Genomic DNA, 21,711 nt, shown 5'->3' on the forward strand with positions numbered 1-21,711 from the left:
GCGGTGATGTTCTAGGAGCGCGGCGCGGTCAGCGCGGCCCGCAGCCGGTCTTCGGAGACGCGCCAGAAGTCGTGCTGGACACCGTCGACGAGCGTCACCGGGATCATCTCCCAGTAGCGCTCGCGCAGCTCCTCGGAGGTCTCGATGTTCAGTTCCTCCCAGGTGACGCCCAGCTCGCCGGCCACCCGGGCGATGATCTCCCGGGCGTCGTCGCACAGGTGGCAGCCGGGCTTGCCGATGAGGGTGATGCGATGCATATCACCCACCGTAGCGCCCCTGGACAGGGTGATTACTTTGTGCATCGGTTCACAAAAGGATTAACCTGAAAGACAGTTCGATGCCACCCCGCGGCCCGGGCCGCCCGTTCCCCTGGAGCTCCCGCACGTGAAGAGCCCGTCCCATCCCCGCGATCGGGGCATTCCCGACGCAACGGTCGCCAGGCTGCCGCTTTACCTGCGGGCACTGCACGGACTGGCCGAGCGCGGGATACCGACGGTCAGCTCCGAGGACCTGGCCTCCGCGGCCGGGGTCAACTCCGCGAAGCTCCGTAAGGACCTGTCGCACCTCGGCTCGTACGGCACCCGCGGCGTCGGCTACGACGTGGAGTACCTCGTCTACCAGATATCCCGCGAGCTCGGCCTGACCCAGGACTGGGCCGTCGCCATCATCGGCGTCGGCAACCTGGGGCGCGCCCTGGCCAACTACGGAGGGTTCGTTTCCCGGGGTTTCCGTATCGCTGCAATGCTCGATGCCGACCCCGAAGTAGTGGGCGACACCATCGCGGGGTTGAATGTTGACCATATCGACGATTTGGAAGCCGTGATCAAGCGGCGTGGAGTTTCGATCGTGGTTCTGGCGACACCGGCGGCAGCGGCACAGGAAGTGTGCGATCGTGTAGTTGCCGCTGGGGTGACCAGCATCCTCAACTTCGCCCCTGTCGTGCTCACGGTCCCGGACTCGGTCGACGTCCGGAAGGTCGATCTCTCCATCGAACTGCAGATTCTCGCGTTCCACGAGCAACGCAAGGCTGGGGGGCCACTCATGGCAGTGGACACGCAATGAGCGTGCTGACCATCGGGCTCAGCCACCGGACGGCACCGGTGGCCATGCTGGAGCGCGTGTCGGTGGCCGGCGAAGCGCTGGTCAAGCTCCTGGGCGACGTCCAGAAGGACTCCAACGTGGCCGAGACCTTCGTGGTCTCGACCTGCAACAGGGTGGAGGTCTACGTCGCCGTCGACCGCTTCCACCCCGCCGTCACCGCCGTCACCGAGCTGCTGAGCCGCCACTCCGGCGTGCCCGTCGACGAGCTGACCCCGCACCTGTACGTGCACTACGAGGAACGGGCCGTCGAGCACCTGTTCTCCGTCGTGTGCGGCCTCGACTCCATGGTGGTCGGCGAGGGCCAGATCCTCGGCCAGGTCCGCCAGGCGCTCAAGCTCGCGCAGAAGCACGGCACCGTCGGCGCCACCCTCAACGAGCTCGCCCAGTACGCGCTGCGCGTGGGCAAGCGGGCCCAGACCGACACCGGCATCGACAAGGCCGGCGCCTCCCTCGTGACCGCCGGTCTCGCCCTCGCCGGCGAGCTGCCCGGGCGGCGCGCCCTGGTGATCGGCGCCGGCTCCATGAGCTCCCTGGCCGCCGCCACGCTGGCGCGCGCCGGGGTCACCGACATCGTCATCGCCAACCGTACGTACGAGCGAGGCGCGCGGCTGGCCGAGACCGTCGGCGGCCGGGCGGTGAAGTTCTCCGCGGTCCGCGAGGAGCTGGCCCGCGCCGACCTCGTCATCACCTGCACCGGCGGCGGACGCCACGTGATCACCGCCGACATGGTGACGCGCGGCGTGTTCATGCTGGACCTGGCGCTGCCCCACGACATCGACCCGGGCGTGCGCGCCGTCCCCGGCGTCACCCTGGTCGACCTGGAGACGATCCGTGAGTCCGGCATCGGCTCCCGCGAGGGCGACGCCGTGCGCGAGGTGCGCAAGCTCGTCGCCGAGGAGCTGGCCGCCTACCTCGACGCCGCCCGCGCCGCCCGCGTCACCCCGACCGTGGTGGCGCTAAGGAGCAAGGCAGCGGGCGTGGTCGAGTCCGAGCTGGGCAGGTTGATGATGAGGGTGCCCGGCCTGGACGAGAAGACCAAGGACGAGGTGACCCTGACCGTGCAGCGGGTCGTCGACAAGCTCCTGCACGAACCGACCGTGCGGGTCAAGCGGCTCGCCACCTCGCCGGGCGGTGATCACTACGCGGAAGCGCTGCGTGAGCTGTTCGACCTCGATCCGAAGATGCCTGAAGCGGTAAGGGAGGTAGAGCTGTGACCTCGCAGCCCCTGAAGCTGGGCACTCGTCGCAGCAACATGGCCACCACGCAGTCGCGGATGGTGGCCGACGCGTACACCGAGAAGACCGGGCGCGCCATCGAGCTCGTCGGCGTGACCACGTTCGGCGACGTGAGCAAGGCCCACCTGGCCCAGCTCGGCGGCACGGGCGTGTTCGTCAGCGCGCTCCGCGACAAGCTGCTGCAGGGCGAGATCGACTTCGCCGTCCACTCGCTGAAGGACCTGCCGACCAAGCCCGACCCGCGGATCTCGCTGGCCGCGCTGCCCGTCCGCCACGACCACCGCGACGCGCTCGTCGGGCCGACCAAGTTCTTCGACCTGCCCGCGGGCGCCCGCGTCGGCACCGGCTCGCCGCGCCGCGTCGCCATGCTCAGCGCGCTCCGGCCCGACCTGGAGTACGTGCCGATTCGCGGCAACGCCGAGACCCGCATCGGCAAGATCGCCGACGGCGAGGTGGACGCGGTCGTGCTCGCCTCGGCGGGCCTGACCCGGATCGGGCGTACGGCCGAGATCGCGAACATCTTCGAGGTCGACGAGATGCTGCCGTCGCCCGGCCAGGGCTCGCTCGCCGTGGAGTGTCTCTCCGAACGAGAGGATATGGTCGAATTCCTGGGCCGGCTCGACGACCCGCGGACCCGCTCCGCGGTGACCGCCGAGCGGTCCATCCTGGCCGCGCTCGAAGCCGGCTGTTCTGCCCCCGTGGGTGCGTTCGGCATCGATGATGGGCAGACTCTTCACCTGACCGCCGCGGTCGTCGCCATCGACGGCCGTCAGGCGGTCCGCAAGTCCACCGCCGGCTCTCCTTCGGAAGCGGACGATCTCGGACGCCGGCTCGCGGCCGAGATGCTTCACGAAGGAGCCGACAGATTGATGGGGGAGCATTCCCATTGAGCTCCGATCGTCCGACCTCTGGACTCGTCGCGTTCGTAGGCGCCGGGCCCGGTGACCCGAACCTCCTCACCCTGCGTGGTGCCGAACTGCTCGGCAAGGCCGACGTCGTCGTGCTGGGCGACGAAAGGCACCGGCCGTTGCTGCGGCACAGCCGGCCCGAGGTGGAGGTGGTCGAGGGCGACTATCTCCGCCACGCCGCCGCCGGCCGCGTCGTGGTGCGTCTGTGCGAGGGGGATCCCATGCTGTTCTCTTCGATCTCCGAGGAGGCCGCGGCCTGCGCCGCGGCGGAGGTGGACTTCGAGGTCGTGCCCGGCGTGCCGTCGGCGACCGCCGTGCCCGGCTACGCGGGCATCGCCACCACGGAGTCGATGCCCGAGTTCCGCATCGTGAACGCCGCCCGCGACCAGGACTGGGCCTCCCACGCGGCCTGTCCCGGCACGCTCGTCATCTACCAGGGCGTGGCCGAGGCGGCGCCGGTCGCCAAGGCGCTGATCGCCGGGGGCAAGCCCGACACCACGCCGGTGGCCGTCACCGCCTCCGGCACCACCACCGACCAGCACACGGTGGTGTCCACGCTGGGCAAGCTGCAGGCAGACCTGAAGAACGCCGCGCTGACCGAGCCCGCCCTCATCGTCGTGGGCGAGGGCGTCGGCATGCGCGACACGCTGTCGTGGTTCGAGACCAAGCCGCTGTTCGGCTGGCGGGTGCTGGTGCCGCGGACCCGCGAGCAGTCCCAGGCCCTCTCCGAGCAGCTCATCTCGTACGGGGCGGTGCCGGAGGAGGTGCCGACCATCTCGGTCGAGCCGCCGCGCACCCCGCAGCAGATGGACCGGGCCATCAAGGGCCTGGTCACCGGCCGCTACGAGTGGGTCGCCTTCACCAGCACCAACGCCGTCAAGGCGGTGCGCGAGAAGTTCGAGGAGTACGGCCTCGACGCGCGTGCCTTCGCCGGGCTCAAGGTCGCCGCGGTCGGCGACGCCACCGCGCAGGCGCTGATCGACTTCGGCGTCAAGCCCGACCTGCTGCCGTCCGGCGAGCAGTCGTCGGAGGGCCTGGTCGAGGAGTGGCCGCCGTACGACTCGATGCTCGACCCGATCAACCGGGTGCTGCTGCCCAGGGCCGACATCTCCACCGACGTGCTCGTGGCCGGGCTCACCGAGCTGGGCTGGGAGTGCGACGACGTCACCGCCTACCGGACCGTCCGGGCCGCGCCGCCGCCCGCGCCGATCCGCGAGGCCATCAAGGGCGGCGGGTTCGACGCGGTGCTGTTCACCTCGTCCTCGACCGTACGCAACCTCGTCGGCATCGCCGGCAAGCCGCACAACGTCACGGTCATCGCGGTGATCGGGACGCAGACGGCGCGGACGGCCGAGGAGTTCGGGCTGCGGGTCGACGTCATGGCCGACAAGCCGTCCGTCTCCCACCTGGCGGCCGCGCTCGCGGAGTTCGGCGCCAAGCGGCGGTCGGCGGCCCTGGCCGCGGGCGAGACGCTGCGCAAGCCGTCCCAGATGCGCCGGGGAGCCAGGAGGAGGACCGCCAAGTGAGCGCCGAGTTCCCGGTGGCCCGCCCGCGGCGGCTGCGCCGCGCTCCGGCGCTGCGCAGGATGGTCGCCGGCACCCGGCTGCACCCCGCCGACCTGATCCTCCCGATGTTCGTCAAGGAGGGCATCACCGAGCCGAACCCGGTCGCCTCGATGCCCGGCGTCTACCAGCACACCCTCGACTCGCTGCGGAAGGCCGCGCTGGAGGCCGCCGAGGCCGGGGTGGGCGGGGTGATCCTGTTCGGCGTGCCCGCGGTCAAGGACGCCCGCGGCTCGGCCGCCGACGACCCCGACGGCATCCTCCAGGCAGGGCTGCGCGAGGTGAGCGCCGAGGTAGGCGACGCCCTCGTGGTGATGGCCGACACCTGCCTCGACGAGTTCACCGATCACGGCCACTGCGGCATCCTCACCGACGCCGGTGAGGTCGACAACGACGCCACCCTGGAGCGCTACGCGTCCATCGCGGTCGCGCAGGCCAGGGCGGGCGCCCAGGTGATCGCGCCGAGCGGCATGATGGACGGGCAGGTCGGGGCCATCCGGGCGGTGCTCGACGCCGAGGGCTTCGCCGAGCTGCCGATCATGGCCTACTCGGCGAAGTACGCCTCCGCCTTCTACGGGCCGTTCCGCGACGCCGCCGAGTGCGCGCCGCAGTTCGGCGACCGGGCCAGCCACCAGCAGGATCCGGCGGGCGCGGTGGAGGAGGCGCTCCGCGAGGTCCGGCTCGACCTGGCCGAAGGCGCCGACATCGTCATGGTCAAGCCCGCGCTGTCCTACCTCGACGTCATCCGCCGCTTCCGCGACGAGGTGGACGTGCCCGTCGCCGCCTACCAGGTGAGCGGCGAGTACGCGATGATCGAGGCCGCCGCCGCCAACGGCTGGGTCGACCGCGAGCGGATGATCATGGAATCGCTGGTCTCCATCAAACGCGCCGGGGCTGGCCTGATCCTGACCTACTGGGCGACCGAGGTGGCGCGCCGTCTCTAACCCAGGGGTTTCCGGTCAACCCCTGAGGCCTGTGCGTTAGAGTGCCATGAGAAGTGCTGGTGTGTCCCGAGTGCGCGCTAGGCCGCAGGTAACGGGGCTGCCGCAAGCACGGGGATCTTGACGGGAGACACCATGGTGGGGGTACCTCTGGCTCGCCGTACCAGAAAACGGACGCGGCGGCATAGTCGACTCGAATCCGTACTCAACTACGCGGCGCTGGGATGGCCTGTCGTGCGGGGCGCGCACCCGCTGCGCCACGGACCGCGCGCCTGTTCCTGTGACCGGGTCGGCTGTCCCAACCCCGGCGCTCACCCGCTCTCACCCGCCTGGAGCCTCCAGGCCACGACCGACACGGCCCAGCTCACCCGCTGGTGGCAGAGCGACCCCGAAGCCAACATCATCCTGCCGACCGGCCGCGTGTTCGACGTGTTCGACGTGCCGCTCTCCGCCGGCCTGCCGGCCCTCAGCAAGATCGACAGCGGAGAGACTCCATCGGGCCCGGTCGCCGCCAACGGCGACCGGGTTCTGTTCTACGTGGCCACCCGGGGCAACCCCGAGGACGAGGACGAGTGGTGGACCTGCCAGCTCGACTGCGTCCCGGCCACCATCGAAGACACCCCCGGCCTGCGCTGGCACTGCCGCGACAGCTACGTTCTGGCACCGCCCTCCACCCTTCCCACCGGCCAGCCCGTCTCCTGGCTCCGGCCGCCCGACGGCCGCCCGCTCCCCGACCCGCTCAGGGTCCTCGAGGTACTGGCCGACTAACCTGGTCGCGTGAGCCGTACACAGAACTCCGAGGACCTGTTCGCCCGCGCCAGCGCCGTCGTGCCGGGAGGGGTGAACTCGCCGGTCCGCGCGTTCGGCGCGGTCGGCGGCACGCCGCGCTTCATGGTCTCCGGCCAGGGAGCCACGATCACCGACGCCGACGGCAACGAGTACGTCGACCTGGTGTGCTCGTGGGGGCCGATGATCCTGGGACACCGCCACCCGGCGGTCGCGGAGGCGGTGGCCGAGGCCGCCGCGCGCGGCTTCTCGTACGGGACCGCGACCCCCGGAGAGGTGGAGCTCGCCGAGGAGATCGTCGCCCGGATGGCGCCCGTGGAGAAGGTGCGGCTGGTCAGCTCCGGCACCGAGGCGACGATGAGCGCGGTGCGGCTGGCCCGCGGGTTCACCGGGAGGTCCAAGGTGATCAAGTTCGCCGGGTGCTACCACGGGCACGTCGACGCGCTGCTGGCCTCTGCCGGGTCCGGGGTGGCGACGTTCGGGCTGCCCGACACCCCCGGCGTGACCGGCGCCTCCGCGGCCGACACGATCGTGCTGCCCTACAACGCGATCGACCTCGTGGAGCAGGCCTTCTCGGCGGCCGAGATCGCCTGCGTGATCACCGAGGCGTGCCCGGCCAACATGGGCGTCGTGCCGCCGCTCGACGGCTTCAACTCCCGGCTGCGCGAGCTGTGCGACCGGCACGGGGCGCTGCTCATCGTGGACGAGGTGCTGACGGGCTTCCGGGTCTCGCGTTCCGGCTGGTACGGGCTGGACCCGGTCGACGCTGACCTGATGACGTTCGGCAAGGTCATGGGCGGCGGGCTTCCTGCGGCGGCCTTCGGGGGGCGGGCCGAGGTCATGGCTCATCTGGCGCCCGAGGGGCCCGTCTACCAGGCGGGGACGCTGTCGGGTAACCCGCTGGCCTGCGCCGCCGGGCTGGCCACCCTGCGCGCCCTCGACGACGACGCCTACGCCAAGGTGGACGCCGCCGCCCGCACCGTCGCCCAGGCCGCCACCGAGGCGCTGACGGCCGCCGGGGTGCCGCACCGGCTGCAGACGGCGGGCAGCCTGTTCTCCATCTTCTTCACCGACCGCCAGGTCACGAACTTCGCCGACGCCCAGACGCAGAACACGGCGGCCTACACGGCGTTCTTCCACGCCATGCTCGACCGGGGCGTCTACCTGCCGCCGTCGGCCTACGAGGCGTGGTTCCTGTCGGCCGCCCACGACGACGCCGCCCTGAACCGGATCGGTGAGGCTCTCCCGGCCGCCGCCAAGGCCGCCGCGGCGGTTCTCTGACTTTGCCGGGCTGAAAAGCAAGGTCCTCGCCCGTCAGGCGCTCCGCGCCGATCGTGCTCGGGCTGTGCTCAGCGGGGAGCCGAGCTCCCCGCACCCCTTGGCAAGGGGCCTCCCGGCCCCCTGCACCCCCGTGTGTGAGGCCCTTCGGTCTGGCCAATGTGCCGCCGAGTGCGGGCTGGACCTGACCCCCGTGTGTGAGGCGTCTCTTTCAAGCGTCGAGCAGGCGACCACGAATGGCCTGGGCATCCTGAGGGGACAAGCCTGCCTGCTGTAACCGTTCCGCCACGTCGAGTCCGTCCAGAGCGGCGAGCAGGGCGGCGCGGGCTGTCGTGTTCCTGCGGGCCAGGATGTTGCGGATCGTCTCGGTCTGGTCGTCGAGGCCCAGGGCGGTGAAGAGCGGGGGAAGGCGGGAGGCGCTCAGTTCGTAGTCGGCGGCGATGTCGTCCGGGCTGGCTCCGGCGAGGGCGAGCAGGAGCATGGCGATGAGGCCGGTGCGGTCGCGGCCGAGTCCGCAGTGGATGAGGACGCCGCCCGGCTGGGCGCGGGCGACGGCGGTCAGTGCGGCGGCGCACCGTTCGGCCTTGTGCTCCAGGAACGGCCGGTAGTAGAGCGGCGATCCGTCGAGCTGGTCGTCCCGGATCCGGTTCCAGAACGGGGTGTCGTCCGAGTCGTCCAGCGGCACGTGCACGGTGGTCAGGCTTGCGGGCCTGGGGTGGGTGTCGGCTCGGTGCTCTGCGGGGTCGCGCAGGTCGACGATGGTCCGGACGCCGTGGGCGACGAGGGCCGACCATCCTTCGGGGGTGAGCCGCTCGGGGTTGTCCGATCGGATGACGGCCTTGCGCCGGGTGGTTCCGCCGCCGGGGATGGGGATGCCGCCGAGGTCTCGGATGTTGAAGCAGCCGTCCCAGTCGAGGTGCCGTTCCCGCTCGCTGTCCACATCGATGAAGTCCATAAACGATAGATGTGGATAAAGCCGGTTATGTTCGACCTCAGTGGCTTGTCTGATCACCGGCGAGGTGAAGATCGGGTCGCTCTGAGGTCGGCTGGTGTCGGCGCTTTCCCAAGCTTGCCGCGCCTCCAGTCCCAGATTTGCCGGGCTTGTAGTCGCCAATCTGCCGTAGATCGAGTCGCCAAGCTGCCGGGCTCCGAGTCCCGAATCTGCCGGGCTCCGAGTCCCAGATCTGCCGAGCTCTCAATCCCCGATCTGCCGACCCCGGATCCGCCCTACTCCGCCAGCGCGATCTCCTCTCGGGTTCGCGGGCTGACGACCTCGGCACGACGCCGGGGCCGGGTGCCCGCGTAGAGGACGCCGGTGACGATCAACGCGCCTGCCGCGATCCTGAGCCAGGTGAGGGGCTCGCCGGTGAAGAGGGCGGCCGAGGTCATGCCGAAGACGGGGACCAGGAGTGTGTAGGGGGCGACTGTGGAGGCGTCGTAGCGGCGCAGGAGGAACCCCCAGAGGCCGAAGCCGCCGAGTGTCGAGATGAAGGCCACGTACAGGAGGGACAGCCAGCCCTCCAGGGGAGAGGCCAGGTCGGGGACGCCTTCCAGCCAGAGGGACAGGAGCAGGAGCGGCGGGGACGACAGGGCGCTGACCCAGACCATGAAGCGGAGCGCGTCCGGCGGGGCGGCTCTGCGCTGGGCGACGTTGCCGAGGCCCCAGGCCGCGGCGGCGGCGACGCAGAGGGCGAAGGCGCCGATGGGGCCGGAGGCGCCGAAGTCGAGGGCGACGAGGGCGAGGCCGCCGAAGGCGGCGGTCAGGCCGAGGACGCGGCGGGTGGTGAGGCGTTCGCCGAGGAGCGTCACCGCGAACAGGATGGTGAAGAGCACCTGCATCTGCAGGACCAGCGAGGTGAGCCCGGCGGGCATGCCGGCCCGCATGCCGACCAGCAGCAGGCCGAACTGGCCGGCCCCGAGGGTGGCGGCGACGGCGGCGACCCAGCGCCAGGGCACCGCCGGGCGGCCGGCCAGGAGGAGTGCGGGGAAGGCCGCCATCGCGAACCGGAGGCCCGCGTAGAGGAGGGGCGGGAAGTGTTCCAGCCCCACCTGCATGACGACGAAGTTGACGCCCCATACGGCCGCCAGCCCGATGGCGAGCGCCAGGTGGAGGGGGCGGAGGGTGGTCACGGCGGGTCGCGGGCTCAGGCGGTCTTGCGGGAGCGGAGCTCGCGTGCCTGCTGGGCGAGGGTCTTGAGGTAGGGGGTGGACTGGTAGGGCTTCTTCTTATGCTTAAGGATTCTCATGGCAACTATTTTCCATTGCTACAGAATGAAGGACAAGCGAGACTTTCTACCCTCAACGCTTTAGACTCGCTTACATGTTGGACCTGAACCGGCTCAAGGCCCTGCACGCCGTGCACGTCTACGGCTCGGTGGGCGCCGCCGCCGACGCGCTGATGGTCACCCCCTCGGCCGTGTCGCAGCAGATCGCCAAGCTGGAGCGGGAGACGGGCGCGCGGCTGGTCGAGCGGAACGGGCGCGGGGTCCGCCTGACGGACGCCGCAGGGCTGCTCGCCGAGCACGCCGAGCGCATCCTCGCCCTGGTCGAGACCGCCGAGGCCGACTTCGAGGCGCTGCGCGGCGAGGTCGTCGGCAGGCTCAACGTGGGCGCGTTCCCGACCGCCGCCCGCGGCCTGCTCCCGGCCGCGCTGGCCGAGCTCAGGCAGCGCCACCCCGACCTGTCGGTGCAGCTGTACGAGCGGGAGCCCGAGAGGGTGATCCGCGAGGTCGCCAGGGGAGAGCTGGACCTGGTGATCGTGCAGGACTGGCTGAACCGGCCGATGCCCTTCCCCGACGGCCTGTCCAGGAAGACGCTCCTCGACGACGTGGCCGACGTGGCGCTCCCCGCGGACCATCCGCTGGCCGGCAGCAAGGAGATCGAGCTGTCGGCGCTCTCCGGCGAGCGGTGGATCAGCTCCTCGCCCGGCACCATCTGCCACGACTGGCTGGTGTTCACGCTGCGCAGCGCCGAGCTGGAGCCCGAGATCACCTACATGGCCGACGAGTACCCGACCCAGCTCGCACTGGTCGCCGCCGGGCTCGGCTGCGCGATCGTGCCGCGCCTGGGCCGCGACCCGGTGCCGCCGGGGGTCCGCCTGATCCCCCTGCTGCCGCGGCAGACCCGCCGCATCTCCGCGCTCTGGCGCAGCGACGCGGCGCGCCGCCCGGCCATCAGGGCGACGGTCGACGCCCTCGTACGGGCCAGCAGCGGCGCGGAGAACGGCTGGGCGTCCGGCTGAGGACGCTCAGCAGCCGGGAACGGCGCTCAAGAGCGGATAAGCTGGGCGGCACCATGGCTGAAACCACCGTCGTCCACCTGCTGCGCCACGGTGAGGTGCACAACCCCGGCGGCATCCTCTACGGCAGGCTGCCGGGCTATCACCTGTCCGAGACGGGCGAGCTGATGGCCAAGACCGTCGCCAAGGCGGTGTCCGGCCGCGACATCGCGGCCGTCTACAGCTCGCCGCTCGAACGGGCCCGCGAGACCGCGGCGCCGGTCGCGGCCGTCCACGGGCTTGAGGTGATCATCGACGACCGGCTGCTGGAGGCCGAGAACCTGCTGCAGGGCCGGGCCGTCGGCCAGGGCCTGCAGATCCTGCGCAGCCCGCGCAACTACCGCTACTTCTGGAACCCGATGCGCCCGTCCTGGGGCGAGCCGTACCCCGCGATCGTGGCGCGGATGCGCGCGGCCATCGACGACGCGCGGAAGGAATGGCGCGGCCACGAGATCATCATGGTCAGCCACCAACTGCCGATCTGGGCCGTCCGGATGGCCGCGGAGGGCCGGCGCAGGCTCTGGCACGACCCCCGGCGCAGGCAGTGCGCGCTGGCCAGCCTGACCACGTTCACCTTCGAGGGCGACCGGCTCGTCAGCGTCGGCTACAGCGAGCCGGCCGGGTCGATCGAGCGGGGCCCCAGCGTCCCGGGCGCCTGATGACGCCGGTAGAGTTGCAAGCTCTACCGGTTGTAGTACAAGGAGATCTTCTCCCGTGCGCGTGAAGTCCATCTCCCTGATCCTTCTCGCCGCTCTGGTGACCGGATGCGCGGGCAGCCAGAGCGGGCAACCGCAGGCGGGCGACACGCGATTCGTCGCGGGCGACGGGAAGATGCAGGTGTTCGAGGCCGCGGAGCGCAAGCCCGCGCCCGCGGTCGAGGGCCCGACCCTCGACGGCGGCACGGCCTCGCTTGCCGCGCACAAGGGCAAGGTCGTCGTGCTCAACTTCTGGGCATCCTGGTGCGCGCCCTGCCGGGCCGAGGCACCGGTGCTCAAGGAGGTCGCGGCCGAGACCAAGGACACCGGCGTCGAGTTCCTCGGCGTCGACTTCAAGGACCGCAAGGCCGACGCGCTGGCCTTCGAGCGCGCCCAGGACACGGGCTACCCGAGCATCTACGACCAGCCGGGCAAGGTCGCGCTGGCCTTCCAGGGCACGGTGCCGCCCGCCGCCATCCCCTCCACGCTCATCATCGACAAGCAGGGCAGGATCGCCGCCAGGGCGCTCGGCGCCGTCCGTTACACCGATCTGAAGGACGCGGTGGTCAAGGTGCGTGATGAGTGAGCTCGTCGCCTCCGGCTCCCTGCTGCTGGCCGTGCCGATCGCGGCGCTGGCGGGGCTGGTGTCGTTCCTGTCGCCGTGCGTGCTGCCGCTGGTACCGGGCTATCTCTCGTACGTGACGGGCATGAGCGACGATCCCCGGCGGGGGCGGCTGGTGCTCGGCACCACGCTCTTCGTCGCCGGGTTCGGGGCCGTGTTCGTGCTCAGCGGCGCGCTGTTCGGGCAGCTCGGGCAGACGCTGCTGGTCAACGCCGACCTCATCACACGGGTGCTCGGCGTGCTGACGATCGTGCTCGGGCTGGCGTTCCTGGGCGTCTTCCCGTGGCTGATGCGCGACGTGCGGATCCACAAGGTGCCCGCCGCCGGGCTCGCCGGGGCGCCGCTGCTCGGCGTGGTGTTCGGGCTCGGCTGGACGCCCTGCATCGGGCCCACCCTGGCGGTGGTGCTCACGCTCGGGCTGAACGAGGGCAGCGCCTCGCGCGGCGCGCTGCTGGCCGTCGCCTACGCGCTGGGGCTCGGGCTGCCGTTCGTGGCCGCCGCCCTGGCCTACAGCAAGGCGCTGCGCACCTTCCGCGCCATCCGCAAGCACTCCCGGCTGATCACCCGGATCGGCGGCGGCATGATGGTCGCCGTCGGCCTGGCCCTGGTGACCGGGCTGTGGGGCGAGATGATCGCGGCCATGCAGGGCCTCATCGGCGGCTTCAGGCCGGTGATCTGATGACGGTCTCCGAGCTGAAGAAGGAGCAGGAGCCCCGGAGGGCGGGGCTCGGGCCGGTGGGCTGGCTGCGCTGGACCTGGCGGTCGCTCACCTCGATGAAGACGGCGCTGATCCTGCTGTTCCTGTTCGCGCTGGCCAGCATCCCCGGCTCGCTGATCCCGCAGCGCGGCGTGGAGCCCGACAAGGTGGCGCTCCTGTACGAGGAGAGCCCCGGCCTGGCCGAGTGGTACGAGCGGTTCCAGCTCTTCGACGTCTTCAGCTCCGTCTGGTTCGCGGCCATCTACCTGCTGCTGTTCACCTCGCTGATCGGCTGCATCGTCCCGCGTACCGTCACGTACCTGCGCGAGCTGCGCCGCAAGCCGCCCGCGGCGCCGCGCAACCTGTCGCGGCTGCCGCACCACGCCGCCTTCACGAGCGACCTGACCGCCGAGGAGGCCGCCAAGCGCCTGCGCCGGCTCCGCTTCCGGGTGGTCACCGGAGACGGCTGGGTGGCCGCCGAGAAGGGCTACCTGCGCGAGACCGGCAACCTGCTCTTCCACATCGCGCTGGTCGGCCTGCTGCTCGCCGTCGGCATCGGCTCGGTCTACGGCTACCGGGGCAACGTGCTCGTGGTCGAGGGCGACGGGTTCGCCAACACCGTCGCCGCCTACGACCGCTACATGCCCGGGGCGCGGGTGAGCGCCGAGTCGCTGGAGCCGTTCGCGTTCGAGCTGAGCGACTTCGAGGCCAGCTACCAGTTCGGCGGCGACAAGGCGGGCCAGGAGCTCGACTTCTCCGCCCATCTCAAGGTCAGCGACGCGCCGGGCGCGCCCGAGCGCGACTACGAGCTGAAGGTCAACGAGCCGCTCGACGTCAACGGCACCCTGACCTACCTCATCGGCCACGGCTACGCCCCCGTCCTCCGGGTGACCGACGGCGAGGGGCAGGTCGCCTTCGAGGGGGCGGTGCCGTGCCTCATCGAGGACAAGGCCACGCTCACCTCCGGCTGCGTGGTGAAGGTGCCCGACGCCCGGCCGTCGCAGCTCGGGTTCCTGCTCCGCTTCCTGCCGACCAGCACGCCGCTCACGGACGGCGGCCACGCCTCGTCCTTCCCCGCCGCCGTCAACCCCGAGGTGCAGGTCCTCGGCGCGTTCAGCGGCGATCTGGGGCTGGACTCGGGCCGGCCGCAGTCGGTGTACGAGCTCGCGCCGCCGGAGATCATGCAGAAGCTCGACCCGCTGGTGATGGGTGAGTCCGCGGGCGACCCGCTGGCCGTGGGCAAGTCCCTGGAGCTGCCCGGCGGGGCGGGCAAGCTGGAGTTCACCGGCGTCAAGGAGTGGATCACGCTCCAGATCGCCCACGACCCCGGCCGGCTCCCGGCCCTGCTGTCGGCGGCCGTCGCGACCGTCGCCATCGCGCTCTCGCTCATGATCCGCCGCAGGCGGGTGTGGGTGCGGGTCAAGGACGGCACGGTGGACGTGGGCGGGCTCACCCGCACCGAAGGCTCCGCGGCCGGGTTCGCCGAGGAGTTCGACGACATCGTCAAGGAACTAGCAGGAGACAAGGATGTCCGCTGAGACACTGGCAGAGCTGAGCGACCTGTTGGTGGTCGCCGCCGTCCTGCTCTACCTGGCCGCAATGATCGGTTTCGCGGTGGAGCTCGCCTTCGGGCGGGCGCGCCGCGACGCCTCTCAGGTACGGCGCGGCGCCCGGGTCCCGGCGGCCGTCGGAGCGGCCGGGCCGGAGACGGCCGAGAGCGACACGGAGCCGGCCGAGGGGATCGAACCGCCGTCCTGGGCGCCCAAGGCGGGCCTCGCCGGGCTGGTCATCGCCTGGATCGGCTGGGCCGCCAACCTGGCCGCCCTCGTCACGCGCGGCCTCGCCGTCGAGCGCTGGCCGTGGGGCAACCTGTACGAGTTCGTGGTGGCCATCTGCCTGGCCGTCGTGACCACGTTCCTGGTGGCCCAGCTCCGGCAGAACATCCGCTACCTCGGGGCCTTCGTCATGCTCGCGGGGGCGCTCGGGCTCGGGCTGGCCGTGCTGCAGTTCTACACGGCGGCGGGCCCGGTGGTGCCGGCGCTCAACTCGTACTGGATCGCCATCCACGTGACGGCCGCGATCGTGGCCAGCGGCCTGTTCTTCCTGGCAGGGGCGTCGGGCATCCTCTACCTGATCCGCGGCGACGGGCTGTCGAGGCTGCCGGCCCGGGCCGACCTGGAGAGGGTGGCGCACCGGGCCATCGTGCTGGCCTTCCCGGTGTGGACGTTCGCGGTGATCGCGGGCGCGCTCTGGGCGGACAAGGCGTGGGGCCGCTACTGGGGCTGGGACCCGAAGGAGGTCTGGTCCTTCATCACCTGGATCGGCTACGCGGCCTACCTCCACGCGCGGGTCACCGCGGGCTGGCGCGGGCACAAGGCGACGATCGTGCAGCTCATCGCCCTGGCGTGCCTGCTGTTCAACCTGTTCGGCGTGAACATCTTCATCTCAGGGCTGCACAGCTACGCCTGACCGGGTCGCACGGCACTGTGCGGCCCTGGCCGTAAAACTTCGGCAAATACTGGTCGGAGGGGGGTAGGGCGGGGGAGCCGGGGGAAGCTCAGTTCTCCGGCTCACCGCGCAGGCGGCGGTCGAGTTCCTTCAGGAAGTCGGGGTCGTCGTCGGGGCCCTTGGGGGCGGCTCCGGCGTTGCCGGCTACCGGTCCCGCGGCGACGGTCGCCCTGGGCCGGCCACGCATCATCCAGAAGACGCCGCCCACGATGGGGACCGCGGCCACGATGATCAACCAGACGGCTTTGGGGGACTGCTGGACCTCTTCGTCGGGGGTCGTGATGACATCGAACAGCGAGAACAGCCAGAAGGCCAGAAGAGCCAGGCCGATTAGAACACCTGCCATGCCCGAACTGTAAGCCATCTCCAGACCGATCGTGCCACCTGATGTCCGATTGCTGATGACTAGTGGGACATCGGCGTCGTACCGTGGAACCCGGTTCTCAGCGGCCGGCGAGAGGTGCGATGGCCATTTCCAGTGACAAGGGACGCCATCGGCGGGGCCGATGGTGGCGGCGCGGTTCCTACCTCTTCTCCCGGCGGGCCGAGGCGCCGCCCGAGGCGGAACGGTCGTTCTGGTCCGCCCGCCGCCGCGGCAGGCAGGCCGACGCTCCGGTCCGGGGCGCCGGATCGCCCGGCGTGGGCGATCCCCCCGACCCGGAACGGTCCCGCCGCGCGGGGAAGGACCGGCGTCACGAGCGCCCGCGCCGCCCGGAGAAGACTCCCGAGAGCGACCGGCCGCGCCTGTGGAACGGCCGCGAGCGGCTGTCCGCCGCGGTCGTCGAGGAGCCCCGCTACACCTGGCAGGACTTCGAGCTCCCGGACGCCTTACCCCGGGCGCAGCCCAACCGCCCCGACGCACCGCCGATGGGCGACGGGCTGCGCCACTGCGGCAAGCTGGAACGGATTCTGCACCGCCAGTGGGACGCCAGGAAGGGCCCGCCGCCCCCCGAGGTGGTGCGCGCGGTCGAGAGCCTGGCCCGGCTGCCCGACCGGCTCAAGGAGAAGCTCGCCGACGGCCTGGAGGGCATCTACGTCGGCCCCGGCGGCGTCCCCGATCTGGACGACATGGGTTATCTGCGCGGCGCGCCGCTGCCGTCCGGCCGCGCCTCCTGGGACATCTGCGCCGGCGCGTACGGCGAGCGCAAGATCGTGGTGGGGGACCGGCCCTCCCCGACGCCGGACGTGATGATGCACGAGGTGGGCCACGCCATCGACGACATCGACTCGGCTTTCGGCGAATGGGTCTCGGACTCGCCGGAGTTCGTGGCACTGTACGAGCGGGTGGAGCCGCTGCTGGTCTCGTCGTTCCACCGGCAGGGCGGCGGGCTGGGCCGCAAGGAGTTCTTCGCCGACGCCTTCGCCGCGATCGCCGCGCGCCAGCGTCCGGCCCTGGTGGACATGCTCGGCGGCCACACGAGGATGGCGCTCGACGTCATGCTGTTCTTCAACAGGCGCTATGGAATCTAGGTGATAGGCCATGTACGTCATCCGGCTCGCTGACGGGACCCTGCGGGTGCCGCGGAGCCTGGCCAGCGAGGACGGGCGCCTGATCGGCAACGGCTACGTGGAGGTCGGGCCGGACGACCCCGACTACGGCCGGTGGCTGCGCGAGTCGGTGACGGAGGAGGAGGCGGCCGAGCGCCGCAGCCGCTGGGTGGAGGAGAACGACGCGCTGGAGCGGGAGTTCCTGGCGTACAAGGCGGACCAGGACGAGGTCTGAGCGGGCGGAGCGGCGTCGGCGAGGTGCAGGAGATCTCGCCGGTGGCGGGGGAGACGTGGTGGCCTGGCAGGCGCCAGCCACGTTCGGCGGTTGGCGCCTTCCACCGTGCTCGCCGCGGTTCGGACCCAGTGAGCACGCGGACCGAGGTCCCGTCTCGGTGATCCTGCTGCCAGGATCACCGACCATGACGGTACTCAGACCCGCGGGGACTCACCTGTCGGCCGGTCGGCCGTGAGAACGTCCTCGCCTCGGAGGAGGGCGTGCACTTCCGATTCACGGAAGCGCCGGTGCCCTCCGGGGGTGCGGATACTGCTGATGCGGCCTGCCGCAGCCCAGCGTGTAACCGTCTTTGGGTCTACCCGGAAGAGGGCGGCAACCTCTCCCGGGGTCAGCAGACGCTCGCTGCTACTCTCCACCAATCTCTCCCCCTCGCATCCCGCTTCCTGCCAGCGGGCGGACAGGTAACTAGTGTGTCGAGCGAAGCCTGATTTATCCGTGGTTTTCTACAAAGATCACGGGTTGTTATCAGCTGACTGCCCGATTGTTATATGATAGAGCCTCTTTGGGGCTCTCGTGGGTGTTTCTTTACGAAACACCCTAACTGGGAACAGTAGCAGCGCTCGCGTCCGATGCGAAGAGCGAACGGAGCGAGGGGCCGAGTAATCTCGAACCTGTGCGTCCTGTTCTCGTTTACACACTGTCACGGATCGGTCTGTTCCTCATTGCCTTGCTGGTCTTGTGGCTGGTCGGGCTGCAACACCCCCTGTTCCTGATTGGGGGTGCGTTCCTCCTCAGCGGAATCGCCAGCCTCGTCCTGCTGTCCAATCAGCGTGACGCGGTGAGCGCCCGCCTGAGCAGCAAGATGAACCACCCCAAGCCGCAGGACGACTAGGGCAGGGGGAACATACCAATCCGGGCATGGTACTCCCGGCCGAGTCTCGTTGTGTCGCTACCGACAAGTAGTCCCGCGGGGTGTGCGTAAAACGCCTTCACCCCGATCCCCCGCTCGCGACCCGGATTCCATCTGAGGGCCTTTCCGGTGCGCGGATGAATGGCTCCGATGCCTTCCCGCTTGACCGCCCCTGGACCTGCGGAATCACGGCCCTTCGGATTGTTCAGCCACCGGAGGTGACCGCCTACGTACACCGCCGCCCCGGTCACCGAGACCGAGTAGAGCGAGTCGCCGCCGGTGGCGTTGACCCAGGTGGGTTTGACGTCCCGGCCTCGCGCGTACATCTCGAAACGCGCCGCGGTGTCGCACATGCCGCGGCGCGGCCCGCCCGTGGTCACCACCACGAAGTAGCGGCCGTCCGGAGAGATGTCGAGACCGCGCACGTACCAGGGGAATTCGGGCATGCACTTGGCCGCGTAGGCGTTGGTGCGCCACGACGCGACCTTGGCGGCGGGGCGGCTCACGTCCACCACGCCGAGTTGCGGGCGGGAGTGGCCGTCGAGGGTGGTGAAGCTGCCGTCGACCACGAGCCGGTCCTTGGTCAGGGCCAGCGCGTGCACCCGGACCTTCCGGGTGAGCGAGTCGCCGGGGGTGACGGCGAAGTTCGCGTCGGCCGCGCCGGTGGTGGCGTCGAGCCGGGCCAGGGCGGTGCGCGGGCGGGTGAAGTCGCCGCCCACGTAGAGGTGGGAGCCGCGCCGGGCCAGCGTGCTGACCGCGCCGCCCGACACGCGGGGCTTGAAGGACTCGACCGGCCGGCCGGTGGCCAGGTCGAGCCGGGCCAGGGCGCGCACCGGCGTGCCGCTGACGACGGAGAAGTCGCCGCCGGCGTAGACCGTGCCGCGGGGGCCGGCGGCCAGGCTGTGGACGGTGCCGCCCACGTCGGGCGCGAAGCCGGTCAGCACCCGGCCGGTCTTGATGTTGTAGGCGAACAGGTTCTCCCGGTCGTATCGCACCTTTCTCCGCGAGTCGGCGACCTCGCTGAAGGAGCCGCCGACGACGACGGTGTCGCCGACCACCGTGATGGCGTTGACGATGCCGTCGAGGACATGAGGGGTGTTGTCGACAGGATCGGCCGAGACCACGACGGGATGCGTGGTCGGGGCCGCTGCTGTGATCGCCGCCAGGGCGACTCGGGCAAACATTCGACAATGTTTAGCAGACGCTGCGTAATTGCGTGGCTACTTTCCGTAAATTGTCGGGTTGGCCATAGGCTTGGCCTCATGACGCGCGCTCAGCTTGACAAGAGACCGGACGAGGTCGCGGCGATGTTCGACCGCACCGCCCGGCGCTACGACCTGGTCAATGACGTGATCTCCCTCGGGCAGGTCAGGTTGTGGCGCAAGGCCGTCGCGCGCGCCGTCGACGCCGGCCCCGGCGAGGTCGTGCTCGACCTCGGCGCCGGCACCGGCATGTCCACCGAGTCCTTCACCGGGCTGGGGGCGCGCGCGATCGCCTCCGACTTCTCGCTCGGCATGCTCCAGGTGGGCGTACGCCGTCGCGGCGGCAACGCGCTGACCGGCCACGGGATCCCGTTCGTCGCGGGAGACGCGACGCGGCTGCCGTTCGCCGACGACTCCTTCGACGCGGTGACGATCTCGGTCGCGCTGCGCAACGTGCACGACACCGGCCAGGCGCTGCGCGAGATGCTCCGGGTGACCAAGCCGGGCGGGCGGCTGGTGGTGATGGAGTTCTCCCACGTCACGCTGCCGGGCTTCGATCTGGTCTACCGTGAGTACCTGATGCGGCTGCTGCCGAAGGTGGCCCGCGTCTTCGGCTCCAACGACGACTCCTACGAATACCTGGCGGAGTCGATCAGGGACTGGCCCGACCAGCGGACGCTGGCGCGTACGATTCAGGATGCCGGCTGGGAACGCGTCGCCTGGCGCAACCTGACCTGCGGCATCGTGGCCGTACATCGGGGATTCAAGCCTCCCGTCTCGAAAGATCGACCACGGGCATGATCTACTAGGTCATGACGGCACCCCGGCTGCCACTTTGTCCTGGAAAAGGGTTAGACTGACGGGCCGGAAAGTTTGTGAAGGGGTTCACAAATACCCACCTCGAGACCATCCCGTTTGTAGGAACAGGACCAGGCCCGTGACCGTGCACGCAGCCCCCAGGGCTGACGCCGACGTCATCGTCGTCGGCGCAGGTCCCGCCGGTTCCGCGACCGCTTTCCACCTCGCGCGGGCCGGCCTCGACGTGCTGGTGCTGGAGAAGACCCGCTTCCCCCGGGAGAAGGTCTGCGGCGACGGCCTGACCCCGCGCGCCGTCAAGCAGCTGATCGACATGGGCGTCGACATCGACGGCCCCGGCTGGGTCAGGAACAGGGGCCTGCGCGTGGTGGGCGGCGGCCTGCGGTTCGAGCTCGACTGGCCGAAGCTGGAGCGCTTCCCCGACTTCGGCCTCGTCCGCACCCGCAAGGACTTCGACCAGATCATCGCCGACCACGCGGTCGCGGCCGGCGCGCGCCTGACGCAGGGCGTCACCGTCACCGGCCCGGTGCTCGACGACCGCAGCGGCCACATCTCCGGCGTGACCACCAAGGACGGCGCGACCTACCGCGCCCGCCTGGTGGTGGCCGCCGACGGCAACAGCACCCGCCTGGCCCTCGGCATGGGGCTCCACAAGCGCGAGGACCGCCCGATGGGCGTGGCGGTGCGCACCTACTTCGAGAGCCCCCGCCACGACGACGACTACCTGGAGACCTGGCTGGAGCTCTGGGACCAGGAGACGCTGCTGCCCGGCTACGGCTGGGTGTTCGGCGTCGGCGACGGCACCGCCAACGTCGGGCTCGGCCTGCTCAACACCAGCTCCCACTTCGGCAACATCGACTACCGCGACCTGCTCCGGCGGTGGTGCCGGTCCATGCCCGCCGAGTGGGGCTTCACCGAGGAGAACATGCGGGCCCCGATCCGCGGCGCCGCTCTCCCGATGGCCTTCAACCGCCAGCCCCACTACACCCGCGGCCTCGTCCTGGTCGGCGACTCCGGCGGCTCGGTCAACCCGTTCAACGGCGAGGGCATCGCCTACGCGATGGAGAGCGGCGAGATCGCCGCCGAGGTGATCGCCAAGGCGCTGGCCCCCCGCACCACCCCCGCGCAGCGCGAACGGCTGCTGCGCGACTACCCGCGCCGCCTGAAGGACGCCTACGGCGGCTACTTCACCCTGGGCAGATGGTTCGTCCAGGCGATCGGGAAGCCCGGCGTGATGAGCTTCGGCACCCGGCACGGGCTTCCCCACCCCAGACTGATGCGCTTCGCGCTCAAACTCCTTGGTAATCTCACCGACCGGCGAGGCGATGCGTCAGACAAGATCATCAACGCACTCTCGAAGGTCGCGCCACGAGCATGAATCCCACACTCACCCGGCAAACACGTAGATCTAGCCGCGCGCGCGTGCGCGTGGCGGCGCAAGAGGAGGCGT

24 protein-coding genes are annotated in these 21,711 nt (G+C 70.6%); 18 read left to right on the forward strand and 6 right to left on the reverse strand.

What is annotated here, in order from left to right:
* Positions 1–11 precede the first annotated feature (11 nt).
* Complete coding sequence (locus tag AB0J42_RS22435; RefSeq protein WP_364297343.1) at positions 12–257, reverse strand: glutaredoxin family protein; 246 nt, start codon at positions 255–257, stop codon at positions 12–14.
* 127 nt (positions 258–384) lie between these two features.
* Between AB0J42_RS22435 and AB0J42_RS22440 the strand changes: the two genes are divergently transcribed.
* From AB0J42_RS22440 to hemL, 7 genes are all read left to right on the forward strand, one after another.
* The gene (locus tag AB0J42_RS22440) at positions 385–1,062 is read left to right on the forward strand and encodes a redox-sensing transcriptional repressor Rex (RefSeq protein WP_364297345.1); all 678 of its coding nucleotides are present in this window, start codon (positions 385–387) and stop codon (positions 1,060–1,062) included.
* Positions 1,059–2,315, forward strand: a complete 1,257-nt coding sequence (locus AB0J42_RS22445) for a glutamyl-tRNA reductase (protein WP_364297347.1) — start codon at positions 1,059–1,061, stop codon at positions 2,313–2,315. Before AB0J42_RS22440 ends, AB0J42_RS22445 begins: the two co-directional genes overlap by 4 nt.
* A complete protein-coding gene (hemC, locus tag AB0J42_RS22450; RefSeq protein ID WP_364297349.1) occupies positions 2,312–3,226 on the forward strand; it encodes a hydroxymethylbilane synthase in 915 nt (304 codons plus the stop codon). Before AB0J42_RS22445 ends, hemC begins: the two co-directional genes overlap by 4 nt.
* A complete protein-coding gene (locus AB0J42_RS22455) occupies positions 3,223–4,770 on the forward strand; it encodes a uroporphyrinogen-III synthase (protein ID WP_364297351.1) in 1,548 nt (515 codons plus the stop codon). The genes hemC and AB0J42_RS22455 overlap by 4 nt, the downstream gene beginning before the upstream one ends.
* Positions 4,767–5,750, forward strand: coding sequence for a porphobilinogen synthase (gene hemB / locus AB0J42_RS22460; protein WP_364297353.1), 984 nt, complete (start codon positions 4,767–4,769; stop codon positions 5,748–5,750). Before AB0J42_RS22455 ends, hemB begins: the two co-directional genes overlap by 4 nt.
* 132 nt (positions 5,751–5,882) lie before the next feature.
* A complete protein-coding gene (locus tag AB0J42_RS22465) occupies positions 5,883–6,515 on the forward strand; it encodes a bifunctional DNA primase/polymerase (protein WP_364297355.1) in 633 nt (210 codons plus the stop codon).
* A 9-nt stretch (positions 6,516–6,524) separates the two neighbouring features.
* Positions 6,525–7,814: a glutamate-1-semialdehyde 2,1-aminomutase gene (gene hemL / locus AB0J42_RS22470; protein WP_364297357.1), complete on the forward strand. Its 1,290-nt coding sequence runs from the start codon at positions 6,525–6,527 to the stop codon at positions 7,812–7,814.
* 208 nt (positions 7,815–8,022) lie between these two features.
* Here hemL and AB0J42_RS22475 read toward each other — a convergent pair whose 3' ends face one another.
* Complete coding sequence (locus AB0J42_RS22475) at positions 8,023–8,766, reverse strand: tyrosine-protein phosphatase (RefSeq protein WP_364297359.1); 744 nt, start codon at positions 8,764–8,766, stop codon at positions 8,023–8,025.
* Positions 8,767–9,038: 272 nt separating this feature from the next.
* The gene (locus tag AB0J42_RS22480) at positions 9,039–9,941 is read right to left on the reverse strand and encodes an EamA family transporter (RefSeq protein WP_364297361.1); all 903 of its coding nucleotides are present in this window, start codon (positions 9,939–9,941) and stop codon (positions 9,039–9,041) included.
* Between the two features lie 190 nt (positions 9,942–10,131).
* On the opposite strand from AB0J42_RS22480, the gene AB0J42_RS22485 reads away from it, so the two are divergent.
* The 6 genes from AB0J42_RS22485 to ccsB are packed head-to-tail and all read left to right on the forward strand — an operon-like array spanning position 10,132 to position 15,571.
* Positions 10,132–11,052, forward strand: a complete 921-nt coding sequence (locus AB0J42_RS22485; protein ID WP_364297363.1) for a LysR family transcriptional regulator — start codon at positions 10,132–10,134, stop codon at positions 11,050–11,052.
* A 53-nt stretch (positions 11,053–11,105) separates the two neighbouring features.
* Positions 11,106–11,747 carry a histidine phosphatase family protein gene (locus AB0J42_RS22490; RefSeq protein ID WP_364297365.1) on the forward strand — a complete coding sequence of 214 codons (642 nt, stop codon included), beginning with the start codon at positions 11,106–11,108 and terminating at the stop codon, positions 11,745–11,747.
* 55 nt (positions 11,748–11,802) lie between these two features.
* Positions 11,803–12,369 (forward strand): TlpA disulfide reductase family protein, encoded by a 567-nt coding sequence (locus tag AB0J42_RS22495; RefSeq protein ID WP_364297367.1) that lies wholly within the window; start codon positions 11,803–11,805, stop codon positions 12,367–12,369.
* Entirely contained in the window at positions 12,362–13,084 is a 723-nt protein-coding gene (locus AB0J42_RS22500; protein ID WP_364297369.1) for a cytochrome c biogenesis protein CcdA, read from the forward strand. The genes AB0J42_RS22495 and AB0J42_RS22500 overlap by 8 nt, the downstream gene beginning before the upstream one ends.
* Positions 13,084–14,640: a cytochrome c biogenesis protein ResB gene (locus AB0J42_RS22505; protein WP_364297371.1), complete on the forward strand. Its 1,557-nt coding sequence runs from the start codon at positions 13,084–13,086 to the stop codon at positions 14,638–14,640. The genes AB0J42_RS22500 and AB0J42_RS22505 overlap by 1 nt, the downstream gene beginning before the upstream one ends.
* Positions 14,630–15,571 carry a c-type cytochrome biogenesis protein CcsB gene (gene ccsB / locus AB0J42_RS22510; RefSeq protein ID WP_364297373.1) on the forward strand — a complete coding sequence of 314 codons (942 nt, stop codon included), beginning with the start codon at positions 14,630–14,632 and terminating at the stop codon, positions 15,569–15,571. Before AB0J42_RS22505 ends, ccsB begins: the two co-directional genes overlap by 11 nt.
* Positions 15,572–15,659: 88 nt before the next feature.
* On the opposite strand, the gene AB0J42_RS22515 is transcribed toward ccsB, so the two are convergent.
* The gene (locus AB0J42_RS22515; protein ID WP_364297375.1) at positions 15,660–15,956 is read right to left on the reverse strand and encodes a PLD nuclease N-terminal domain-containing protein; all 297 of its coding nucleotides are present in this window, start codon (positions 15,954–15,956) and stop codon (positions 15,660–15,662) included.
* Positions 15,957–16,075: 119 nt separating this feature from the next.
* Here AB0J42_RS22515 and AB0J42_RS22520 point away from each other — a divergent pair, with 119 nt between their 5' ends.
* Complete coding sequence (locus AB0J42_RS22520; protein WP_364297377.1) at positions 16,076–17,080, forward strand: hypothetical protein; 1,005 nt, start codon at positions 16,076–16,078, stop codon at positions 17,078–17,080.
* 10 nt (positions 17,081–17,090) lie between these two features.
* Positions 17,091–17,333 carry a hypothetical protein gene (locus tag AB0J42_RS22525; protein ID WP_364297379.1) on the forward strand — a complete coding sequence of 81 codons (243 nt, stop codon included), beginning with the start codon at positions 17,091–17,093 and terminating at the stop codon, positions 17,331–17,333.
* Positions 17,334–17,527: 194 nt separating this feature from the next.
* Here the strand turns inward: AB0J42_RS22525 and AB0J42_RS22530 are convergent, their stop codons facing one another.
* Positions 17,528–17,749, reverse strand: coding sequence for a BldC family transcriptional regulator (locus AB0J42_RS22530; RefSeq protein ID WP_181616591.1), 222 nt, complete (start codon positions 17,747–17,749; stop codon positions 17,528–17,530).
* A 257-nt stretch (positions 17,750–18,006) separates the two neighbouring features.
* On the opposite strand from AB0J42_RS22530, the gene AB0J42_RS22535 reads away from it, so the two are divergent.
* A complete protein-coding gene (locus AB0J42_RS22535) occupies positions 18,007–18,225 on the forward strand; it encodes a DUF4229 domain-containing protein (protein WP_364297381.1) in 219 nt (72 codons plus the stop codon).
* On the opposite strand, the gene AB0J42_RS22540 is transcribed toward AB0J42_RS22535, so the two are convergent.
* Positions 18,222–19,427 (reverse strand): hypothetical protein, encoded by a 1,206-nt coding sequence (locus AB0J42_RS22540; protein WP_364297383.1) that lies wholly within the window; start codon positions 19,425–19,427, stop codon positions 18,222–18,224. The genes AB0J42_RS22535 and AB0J42_RS22540 overlap by 4 nt on opposite strands.
* A gap of 78 nt (positions 19,428–19,505) precedes the next feature.
* Between AB0J42_RS22540 and AB0J42_RS22545 the strand changes: the two genes are divergently transcribed.
* Positions 19,506–20,246: a demethylmenaquinone methyltransferase gene (locus AB0J42_RS22545; protein WP_364297385.1), complete on the forward strand. Its 741-nt coding sequence runs from the start codon at positions 19,506–19,508 to the stop codon at positions 20,244–20,246.
* Between the two features lie 136 nt (positions 20,247–20,382).
* Positions 20,383–21,639 carry a geranylgeranyl reductase family protein gene (locus AB0J42_RS22550; protein ID WP_364297387.1) on the forward strand — a complete coding sequence of 419 codons (1,257 nt, stop codon included), beginning with the start codon at positions 20,383–20,385 and terminating at the stop codon, positions 21,637–21,639.
* The last annotated feature ends 72 nt before the right edge of the window (positions 21,640–21,711 follow it).

The sequence above is a fragment of the Nonomuraea sp. NPDC049649 genome, assembly GCF_040675175.1.
Taxonomy (GTDB): Bacteria; Actinomycetota; Actinomycetes; order Streptosporangiales; family Streptosporangiaceae; genus Nonomuraea.

Coding starts and splice junctions, on each gene's coding strand:
- AB0J42_RS22435 (WP_364297343.1), bottom strand. CDS start 257: ATGCATCGCATCACCCTCATCGGCAAGCCCGGCTGCCACCTGTGCGAC.
- AB0J42_RS22445 (WP_364297347.1), top strand. CDS start 1,059: ATGAGCGTGCTGACCATCGGGCTCAGCCACCGGACGGCACCGGTGGCC.
- AB0J42_RS22465 (WP_364297355.1), top strand. CDS start 5,883: ATGGTGGGGGTACCTCTGGCTCGCCGTACCAGAAAACGGACGCGGCGG.
- AB0J42_RS22475 (WP_364297359.1), bottom strand. CDS start 8,766: ATGGACTTCATCGATGTGGACAGCGAGCGGGAACGGCACCTCGACTGG.
- AB0J42_RS22485 (WP_364297363.1), top strand. CDS start 10,132: ATGTTGGACCTGAACCGGCTCAAGGCCCTGCACGCCGTGCACGTCTAC.
- AB0J42_RS22490 (WP_364297365.1), top strand. CDS start 11,106: ATGGCTGAAACCACCGTCGTCCACCTGCTGCGCCACGGTGAGGTGCAC.
- AB0J42_RS22500 (WP_364297369.1), top strand. CDS start 12,362: ATGAGTGAGCTCGTCGCCTCCGGCTCCCTGCTGCTGGCCGTGCCGATC.
- AB0J42_RS22505 (WP_364297371.1), top strand. CDS start 13,084: ATGACGGTCTCCGAGCTGAAGAAGGAGCAGGAGCCCCGGAGGGCGGGG.
- ccsB (WP_364297373.1), top strand. CDS start 14,630: ATGTCCGCTGAGACACTGGCAGAGCTGAGCGACCTGTTGGTGGTCGCC.
- AB0J42_RS22515 (WP_364297375.1), bottom strand. CDS start 15,956: ATGGCAGGTGTTCTAATCGGCCTGGCTCTTCTGGCCTTCTGGCTGTTC.
- AB0J42_RS22520 (WP_364297377.1), top strand. CDS start 16,076: ATGGCCATTTCCAGTGACAAGGGACGCCATCGGCGGGGCCGATGGTGG.
- AB0J42_RS22525 (WP_364297379.1), top strand. CDS start 17,091: ATGTACGTCATCCGGCTCGCTGACGGGACCCTGCGGGTGCCGCGGAGC.
- AB0J42_RS22540 (WP_364297383.1), bottom strand. CDS start 19,427: ATGTTTGCCCGAGTCGCCCTGGCGGCGATCACAGCAGCGGCCCCGACC.
- AB0J42_RS22545 (WP_364297385.1), top strand. CDS start 19,506: ATGACGCGCGCTCAGCTTGACAAGAGACCGGACGAGGTCGCGGCGATG.